Source organism: Photobacterium sanguinicancri, assembly GCF_002265265.1.
GTDB classification, from domain to species: Bacteria; Pseudomonadota; Gammaproteobacteria; order Enterobacterales; family Vibrionaceae; genus Photobacterium; species Photobacterium sanguinicancri.
The window spans coordinates 1-8,758 of record NZ_NOIF01000201.1 but is presented as its reverse complement, the minus strand read 5'-3'; the positions used below and the strand labels follow the sequence as shown (position 1 = coordinate 8,758).

Genomic DNA, 8,758 nt, shown 5'->3' with positions numbered 1-8,758 from the left:
ATAAATATAAGCATTTATAGGAGCTAAAAAGACACCCACCTCGTCATGAATTATATTTTCATGTACTTAAGGGTAAGTTTGCTGACAAGAGCCACCCAAAAAAAGGCTTTATAGCAAACCTCTTACTCTTCGGCAGTATAAGTCAGATAATGGTTCTTCTTAATCACGCTGTTAAACACACCATAAATTCTCTAGGCGTCCTATCTAATTAGATATTAAGTAACAAATAGAATTTATATAAAATAAGATGTTAAGCCCAAATATACCCACAAATTATGAGTCACTACCATCCCAAAAACAGCCGAACTATCAAGCTCGTGTTTTCTCCATAACTAGTTTACAACCTCGCTTCAATATAACCATTAGTTTTAACATCAAATAAAAAAGGCCACATAATGTGGCCTTCTGTATTTTGATGAGCTTATGGCTCTTCACTAATTGGTTTTGCCATATAATGCTCAGGTTTTAAACCAAGGTATTCCGGTAATGTTGTACCGACAGATATAGACGACCACGTCCCTGTTACGATACCAATGAACATCGCAATAGAGAAACCTTCTAATGGCCCACCACCCAGTAACCATAATGCCCCTACCGTAATAAGGGTGGTTCCTGATGTCACCATAGTACGGGAGATAGTTGCCGCAATAGCTTGGTTATTTGTTGTTTCTGTATCTTGATTAGGTTTCGAAATCAGTAACTCTCGGATCCTGTCAGCAATAATAATCGAGTCATTCAAGGAGTAACCCAAAATAGCCAGCACTGCCGCCAACACGGTCAGGTTGAACTCCATTTGCGTTGCCGCAAAGAAACCCAATACAAACACCACATCGTGCAATAACGCAAACAACGAGCCCGCCGCTAATCGCCATTCAAAGCGGTAGCTGAGGTAACCTAAAATACATAACATCGCGACCAAAATAGCCATGCCACCTTGGTTCGCCATTTCAGCCCCTACTTGCGGGCCAACAATCGATGTATTTAAGACTTCAACTTTGCTGTGTAAAGGCGCAAGAATTGTGCTGACATTTTGCAGCTCTTGCCCAGCTTCAGGCGCAGCATAGCGTAATACCCAGCGGCCTGGTTCACTGGCTGAAATAACTGCAACATCTTGTTTCATCGCAGCATCCATCAATGGCCCTATCTCACTGCTGGTAATTTCCGGTTTGATCTGAATTTCAGTCACAACCCCACCAGTGAAATCTAAACCCCAGTTAAGCCCTTTCACCGCAATCATAGAGATTGACAGCACCATGAGTAAAACTGACACCATACTCGTACGGTAACGCCATTTTGTTGCATTTTTCATATTAATAAACATGGTGTTAAATCCTTACTTCGCGGCGAGAGTCACGACCCCACACCAGATTGATCATGGCGCGTGAGGCAAAAATACCGGTAAACATACTGGTGAGCAGGCCAAGGCCTAATGTTAGGGCAAAACCTTGAATAGGACCGTTACCCACAGAATAAAGCACAACAGCAGTGATCATTGTGGTGAAGTTAGCATCGAAGATCGTACCAAAAGCACTGTCAAAACCACGGTCAATTGCTTGCGCCATACTACGACCTTCACGTAACTTATCTTTAATTCGTTCAAATATAAGTACGTTTGTATCTACCGCCATACCAACAGTAAGCACTAAGCCTGCAATCCCCGGCAACGTAAGTACCGCCCCTGGAATCATTGCTAACAAACCAAAAAGCATGATCATGTTAGACACTAGGGCAATATTCGCGACCCAACCTAAGCGACGGTACCAGCACGCCATAAATAGCAGAGTAATGCCAAGACCAAGGCCCAGTGCCGCAAAACCATTTTCAATATTTTCTGCACCCAATGTCGGGCCAATGGTGCGCTCTTCAACAATCGTAACAGGCGCAGTCAATGAACCAGCGCGTAGCAATAATGCAAGTTCTTGTGCATCTTGTAGTGAACCAGCGCCTGTAATGCGGAAGCGGTTACCCAACTGAGATTGAATTGTCGCAACACTAATGATTTCGTTACTTTGGCTCGCTTTACCATTTTCATCACGACTGTATTCACTGTAAGAGGTCGCCATTGGCTTACCAATGTGAGTACGCGAGAATTCAGACATGATTTTGCCGCCAGTACTGTCCAAAGTAATGTTAACTTCAGGCATACCCATCTCACCCAAGCTACCACGCGCATCAACAATGTGATCCCCGCCAAGCACAGGTTTACGAGCAACACGTACAGGGCGACCATCTTTGTCGTTAACCACCATAGTACTGCCAGTGCCCGCTTCTTTTACTTCATAAAAAGCAAGACTCGCGGTAGCACCAATAACATTTTTAGCCGCTGCTGGATCTTGAACACCCGGTAATTCAATACGAATACGGTGTTCACCTTGGCGCTGAACTAACGCTTCGGTAATACCTAATTCTTCAATACGGCTACGCATTGTTTGCAGGTTTTGTTGTACGGTTAAATTACGTAACTGAGTTTGCTCACTTTCTTTCATTGTGATGTAAAGACCATCACCTTTGCTGCTACGCACCTGCCATTGCGGATATTGCTTACTCACAAATGCTCGAACAGTACTATTAGCGTCTGCATCCGGTAGGCTCACAGCCAAGGTATCACTTTGTGTTTGTGTCATGGATGTTGAGCGAATACCCTCTTTACGCAAGTGCAAACGTAGCTCATCAGACAGTTGTTCAGTTTGCGCACTAAATACCTGATCAATATCAACATCAAGTAAGAACTGCACCCCGCCGCGCAAATCTAAGCCCAGTTTTATCGGGGCAAAGCCCATTGACTGAAGCCACATAGGAGCTGCTGGTTCAAGGGCCAAAGCGATTTGAGAGCTATCTTTAACCATCGTAGATAAAACTGATTTAGCATGTGCTTGTTGCGATTCATCATTAAGTACAACAATCGTTTTATTACCGCTTTGATCAATGCGTTTCGTGCTAATACCTTGATCTGTTAACGCGCGTTGCAGCGAAAGTGGAGAAGCAGACAGGCCAGCTTTAGCCCCAATTTGAATAGCGGCATTTTCACCATACCAAGTCGGGATCGCACTCAGCGCCATCACACATAAGGTGACAATTAATACAACATACTTCCACGCGGAGTAATGGTTCATTAATCGTGGTTTAGATCTTTGGCTAGCTCTTGGACTAGAGATTGTCGATGTTCTTTGATTCATTTTATAAACGCCAAGTTTCACACGGAACATTGCTGTTTTCGCCTAAAAACGGCAACAAAAAATGCAAGATTCGTGTGATACCAACCCCATCAATTACCAAATCATGCTTGCTGGTTAATTAATGGTATTAGTATTAAAAACACAGAGATAACTTCATATAAAAAGAAGTAATCAGGTTTTGGAGGGTATTAAGCACATCAACAGCAGATCAGTAAGTACACTGATCCTAAGCAGGTTGAATTGCGAATACCAAACTAGAACTAAGCGGTTATCAGGCGATGCTGATATTGAGTATGCGTGAGGTTGGATTCTTTCCAGCCAGACAGCCGAGAAGAAGAAGATACATGGGTTAACATCCAGTCTACAGATGGACTGATTTCAGCTTGATAGCCAATAACTAAGAATTGCGATGGTTCAATCGGCAGTTCATGCGCCAATTGATAAAAAGGTTGTAGTGTTTCAGGATCATCTCGCAACATGCTGCTATAACGCGAGGTATACATCATGCCGATATGAAAACGGTGGACATCATCGGTATGCGACCCTTTTTCGGGTTGTTGATGATTCACGCTGAACTTTTGCTTAAAAACACATTGCAGCTGAGGAAAGTTCGCTGCCATATCGATCGTTTGGGTCGTGTCCGTTATGGAAAGAGATTCATGCACATGCTGCGAATAATGCACTGACGTTACTGTCGGTATTTGAGGCGCGCGAATGTCGTCTGCATGTGCGAATGAACCCGCACCCAGACAAAACACCACCATCAAAACACGTAAGAACGTTATCAGCATAGTCTTTGCATTATTATTTAAAGTTACAGCATCATAAAGTTCGATACTGTTTGTTACAAGTACTTATTTAACCAAGATCCATTGTCATGCCTACATTGCTGGTTCACGGTTTTAATACGCCTTATTTACAAAAGTAATAATTGGTCAATAAGAGAGCAAATTGGTTTATTCTCCACTATTTTAAAGCGAATCTAGATGCCGAAATAGGGACAGAATCAGTGTCGAGGCGCACTTATGTATGGTTAACATGATCAGATAAATGTTAAGTATTGCAATGCATCCAGCCCAAATCACTAATAGTCCCTCTTTATATGTGTACCGACCATCACATGATAATGTTTGAAACCCTTACTCGCCCTCGCTATATTGCCGTAACAAAAATCAAAATAAAGGAAGTTAAATTTATGACAACACACAAAATTGCCTTCATTGGTTTAGGTACTATGGGCTTTCCTATGGCAGGTCACCTTGCCAATGCTGGACATGACGTAACCGTATATAACCGCACAACAGCAACGGCTGAACGCTGGTTAGCACAGTATAAAGGCTCACATGCACTGACACCTGCAGAAGCAGCAAAAGGGGCAGAATTTATCTTTACCTGTGTTGGCAACGACGACGATGTTCGCCAAGTATATACAGGTGAAAACGGCATTTTGAGTACAGCGCAAGCGGGGGCGGTTCTTATCGACAATACAACAGCGTCTGCTGAAGTTGCTCGCGAAGTTGCGGCTGCTGCTTTAACGACCAACACCCACTTTTTAGATGCCCCTGTTTCTGGTGGTGAAGCTGGCGCAGTCAACGGTTGCCTAACTGTAATGGTCGGTGGTGACGCAGCAACATTTGAAAAAGCGCACCCCGTTATGGCTTGTTTTGCGAAAGCCACAACACTAATGGGTGATGTTGGCTATGGCCAAGTAACCAAAATGGCTAACCAACTGTGTATTGCAGGCGTGTTGCAAGGTTTGTCTGAAGCCATCACATTGGCAAAATCGGCAGGGTTGGATATAGAACAAATGACAGAAGTGCTCAAACACGGCGCTGCAGGATCTTGGCAATTAGAAAATCGCGCAGCAACCATGGCCAAGAACGACTTTGATTTCGGTTTTGCCATCGACTGGATGCGTAAAGATCTGAGTATCTGCTTTGATGCTGCCGATAAGCTAGGTGTTGACCTGCCATTGGCCAAGCAAGTAGATGAGCGTTACGCTTCGTTGCAACAACGTGGCTACAGCCGCGCCGATACCTCTGTACTGATTAAACAGTTTGATGACGAAGCGCGCTAAGTAACCACCATCATATAAAGGGCGATGAAACATTTCATTGCCTCTTATCTTGATACATAGACCATAAAATAACGGCGTAACGTGGCGCTTTATTCTTTATCCGACCACACCGCAAACTCATTGCCACTTGGCTCGATAAAATGAAAACGTCGACCTCCGGGGAAGGTAAATATAGGTTTGATGATCGCCCCACCCGCTTGCTCAACCTTCGCTTGTGTTTGTTCCAACTTATCACTATAGAACACAATTAACGCCGCCCCTTTCAACGTGGTACTCATTAAATCAGACTGATAAAAGCCACCTTCAACACCAGAGTCACTGAATGCTGAATAATCAGGGCCATAATCGACAAACGTCCACTTAAAAACAGTTGTGAAGAATGCTTTTGTTGCAGAAATATCTTTTGCAGGCAGTTCTAAATAGTTGATAGCTTCGTGCTTATTCATTGGTTATCCCTCACTTTCATTCTTCAATCCAGTTTAGTAACAATCCACCTCGACGTCTTAAACCAAATAAACAAACGTGATCCCCCGCAATGTCTCTTAACCCTGCCAGCGCTGTATACCAGATGTAATAAAAAAGCCGCTGCATCTCTGCAACGGCTTCAGTGTTTTCGCTAATTGACTATCGTATTACAGACCAATAAAGATGCCAGCAAGTGCAGCACTCATTAGGTTAGCCAATGTCGCAGCCAACACAGCTTTAAAGCCTAGGCTTGCAACATCACTACGACGTTCTGGAGCCATAACACCAATAGAACCAATTTGAATCGCAATAGAACCAATATTGGCGAAGCCACAAAGTGCAAAAGTAATAATAACTTGGCTTTGTGATGATAGCGTGTCTTTGATACTAACGAAGTCTAGGAAAGCAACAAACTCGTTCAGAATCATTTTCTGACCAATGAACGCACCTGCTTGCAGCATTTCAGTCGCTGGTACGCCAATTAGGAAAGCAAGTGGCGAGAACAAGTAACCAAGAATGTTTTGCAGCGTTAACCCTTCAAAACCAACCCAGCCACCAACCATTTCTAAGCCAGCATTTGCCATCGCAATCACACTCACGAAAGCAATAAGCATAGTACCGATTGCCACAGCCACTTTCATGCCGTTCATCGCACCAGCAGCCAACGCATCAATCATGTTGCTGTGATCGCTTTTTGCCATTTCGATATCGGTTTGCTCTACTGGCACACTTTGCTCAGGAACAAGAATCTTCGCCATCAACAAACTACCTGGCGCTGCCATGAAACTTGCTGCAATAAGGTATTTAAGATCAACACCTAGACCGGCATAACCGCCCAACACACTACCCGCAACCGATGCCATACCACCCGTCATAACTGCAAACAGTTCTGAGCGAGTCATTTGAGGAAGGAAAGGTTTAACAAGCAGAGGGGATTCGCCTTGAGACAGGAAGATGTTACCAGTTGCGACTAACGATTCAGCACGGCTTGTGCCAAGTAAACGTTGAATGCCGCCACCAATAACACGAATGATCCACTGCATCACGCCAAGGTGGTAAAGCAAAGAAATTAAAGCACTAATGAAAATAACAAGAGGGAGGACGCGAACAGCGAAGATAAAACCAGTTGTTGCTAAATCACCAAATAGAAACTTGATCCCTTCATCAGCGAAACCAAGAATGCTTGCTACACCACTACTCATGGCTCCCAGCATCTTTTGCCCAATAGGTATATACAACACCAAAGCGGCAAATCCAGCCTGTAATAACAAGGCCCCACCAACTGTACGCCAGTTGATTGCTTTTCGATTTTCAGATAATACGCATGCGCATGCCACCAGTACAAAAATACCGGCAATACTAATTAACAACTGCATTATTTCGTCCTGCTACTTCTTTTAAAATGGATTGCGAAAAATGAAGGTGTTACTGCCTGTTGCCATAGAGGAACAATTGCTTTCGGGGAAAAAGCACAATAGGTGGGTTCTGAAGAAAAACCTTCAGAAAATAAAGAAATGTTCGTCCAACTAAACAACATACAAGTCACCTTGATAACAAGCTAATACTCTGCCGGTCCAACTCCGTGGGTCGTTCACATTCCATGGTGACAGCTTGTAATAAGGTGGCTGAACTCGATGGTTCTGGCCGAGGGCGGAGTATATAGAGATCGAAATCACATTAACAATTTTAGATGCATAATTTTTCGTGATCTGGCTCCACTTGCGCATTTTTTAACCTAGACAGACAACGAAATCGTTTGCTTTCGCGTGAGTAAATAAACAACTCTCATAGTAGATAAACCTCAAAATGCAATAGGTTTCATTTGTAACTTTTAAAAGCCCATTCTAGGTTTAAAGAAACAGCACTTCATCCGACTCATAGAGTGTGTAACATGCAGAAAGGATTTACCTTAATTGAGCTAGTTATCGTTATTGTCGTACTCGGCATTTTGGCAGTGTTTGCCGCCCCACGCTTTTTGAATATCCAAAGCGATGCTCGAATTGCCACGCTGCAAGGTTTTCAAGGGGCGCTACAAGGGGCCGATGGCATTGTTTTTGGTAAAGCGGTAATTCAAGGCTTAGAGCAATATGAAGTCATCCATTTAGATGGCACACAAGTCTTAGTTGAAAGTGCAGATGCATCCATAGAACTGAAATACGGGCATATCACTCAGAATCAAGAAAATGTAGCACTCGCTATGACAACAGACATGCAAGTAACAGACATTGAAATTGCGGCATCGAATGAATACTACGGTGAAGGTATCTACGCCTACCAAAGTGAACAGTCATTAGAACAAGTACAAATTGAAAATAGTATGTGTTACCTCAGAGTGCTTAATAAGAAACAAACAGGAAAACTGATTTTTAATTTAGTGAATGATGGCTGCTAGCCAACTTCGCCTTTAAATGTATTTCTGGCATAATGTGCAGCGACACTTCGCTATCGACACATTATGCCTATGCCAACGCAAAACCTGACACAATGTGTTAAATCGCTTACAAAAGTGGCCGTATTTATAAGCTTATTTGGCAGCTCTAACCTCTATGCGAACCAGTTTGTCTTAGACGTTAAGCTACTTAATTACAGTGATTCGTATGGCAACCTTCGTATCCCAAGTAGTGTTCAGCTCGATTTACCTGACCCACTTAACGTGAAAGGTAATTTAAACCTCGAAAAAAGCCAGCTCACACGACTACCACGCTCATTAACTGTTGGAGGTAATCTCAACCTTGCTTATAGTCAAATAATGAAACTGCCCCGCACACTTAAAGTTCAGGGTTATATTAATTTAGCCCATTCAAAAATAACCCAGATAAATAACGGTTTGCAGGTTATGGGAGATTTAAGTTTGATGGGAACGGCTATATCACAACTTCCACCTTTTCTTTATGTCGGTGGCAACCTATACCTTGCGCATACTAAAATAACAGAACTACCAGAATACCTAACAGTCAAAGGTAATATCTATTTAGGTGGTATAAAAATTAAAAAAGCAGCGGAAACCATCAACATTGGTGGCAATATTTACCAATAAAGT

At 43.0% G+C, this 8,758-nt stretch carries 8 protein-coding genes; 3 read left to right on the top strand and 5 right to left on the bottom strand.

The annotated features are described in order from the left end of the window. Nucleotides 1–421: 421 nt before the first annotated feature. From secF to ASV53_RS20860, 3 genes are all read right to left on the bottom strand, one after another. Nucleotides 422–1,321: a protein translocase subunit SecF gene (gene secF, locus ASV53_RS20870; protein ID WP_094958519.1), complete on the bottom strand. Its 900-nt coding sequence runs from the start codon at nucleotides 1,319–1,321 to the stop codon at nucleotides 422–424. Between the two features lie 4 nt (nucleotides 1,322–1,325). Next, on the bottom strand, nucleotides 1,326–3,113 hold the full coding sequence (secD, locus tag ASV53_RS20865) for a protein translocase subunit SecD (RefSeq protein ID WP_062691435.1): 1,788 nt from the start codon (nucleotides 3,111–3,113) through the stop codon (nucleotides 1,326–1,328). Nucleotides 3,114–3,436: 323 nt separating this feature from the next. Beyond that, a complete protein-coding gene (locus tag ASV53_RS20860) occupies nucleotides 3,437–3,967 on the bottom strand; it encodes a hypothetical protein (RefSeq protein ID WP_094958518.1) in 531 nt (176 codons plus the stop codon). Between the two features lie 404 nt (nucleotides 3,968–4,371). Between ASV53_RS20860 and ASV53_RS20855 the strand changes: the two genes are divergently transcribed. Beyond that, the gene (locus tag ASV53_RS20855; RefSeq protein ID WP_094958517.1) at nucleotides 4,372–5,253 is read left to right on the top strand and encodes an NAD(P)-dependent oxidoreductase; all 882 of its coding nucleotides are present in this window, start codon (nucleotides 4,372–4,374) and stop codon (nucleotides 5,251–5,253) included. A gap of 89 nt (nucleotides 5,254–5,342) precedes the next feature. On the opposite strand, the gene ASV53_RS20850 is transcribed toward ASV53_RS20855, so the two are convergent. Both ASV53_RS20850 and ASV53_RS20845 read right to left on the bottom strand, forming a co-directional pair. After that, nucleotides 5,343–5,699 carry a VOC family protein gene (locus ASV53_RS20850; RefSeq protein WP_094958516.1) on the bottom strand — a complete coding sequence of 119 codons (357 nt, stop codon included), beginning with the start codon at nucleotides 5,697–5,699 and terminating at the stop codon, nucleotides 5,343–5,345. Nucleotides 5,700–5,885: 186 nt separating this feature from the next. Continuing rightward, the gene (locus ASV53_RS20845; protein WP_094958515.1) at nucleotides 5,886–7,094 is read right to left on the bottom strand and encodes a NupC/NupG family nucleoside CNT transporter; all 1,209 of its coding nucleotides are present in this window, start codon (nucleotides 7,092–7,094) and stop codon (nucleotides 5,886–5,888) included. A gap of 515 nt (nucleotides 7,095–7,609) precedes the next feature. On the opposite strand from ASV53_RS20845, the gene ASV53_RS26170 reads away from it, so the two are divergent. Together ASV53_RS26170 and ASV53_RS20835 are read left to right on the top strand one after the other, a co-directional pair. Continuing rightward, on the top strand, nucleotides 7,610–8,110 hold the full coding sequence (locus ASV53_RS26170) for a type II secretion system protein (RefSeq protein ID WP_094958514.1): 501 nt from the start codon (nucleotides 7,610–7,612) through the stop codon (nucleotides 8,108–8,110). A 261-nt stretch (nucleotides 8,111–8,371) separates the two neighbouring features. After that, the gene (locus ASV53_RS20835) at nucleotides 8,372–8,755 is read left to right on the top strand and encodes a hypothetical protein (RefSeq protein WP_094958520.1); all 384 of its coding nucleotides are present in this window, start codon (nucleotides 8,372–8,374) and stop codon (nucleotides 8,753–8,755) included. Nucleotides 8,756–8,758: the final 3 nt, after the last annotated feature.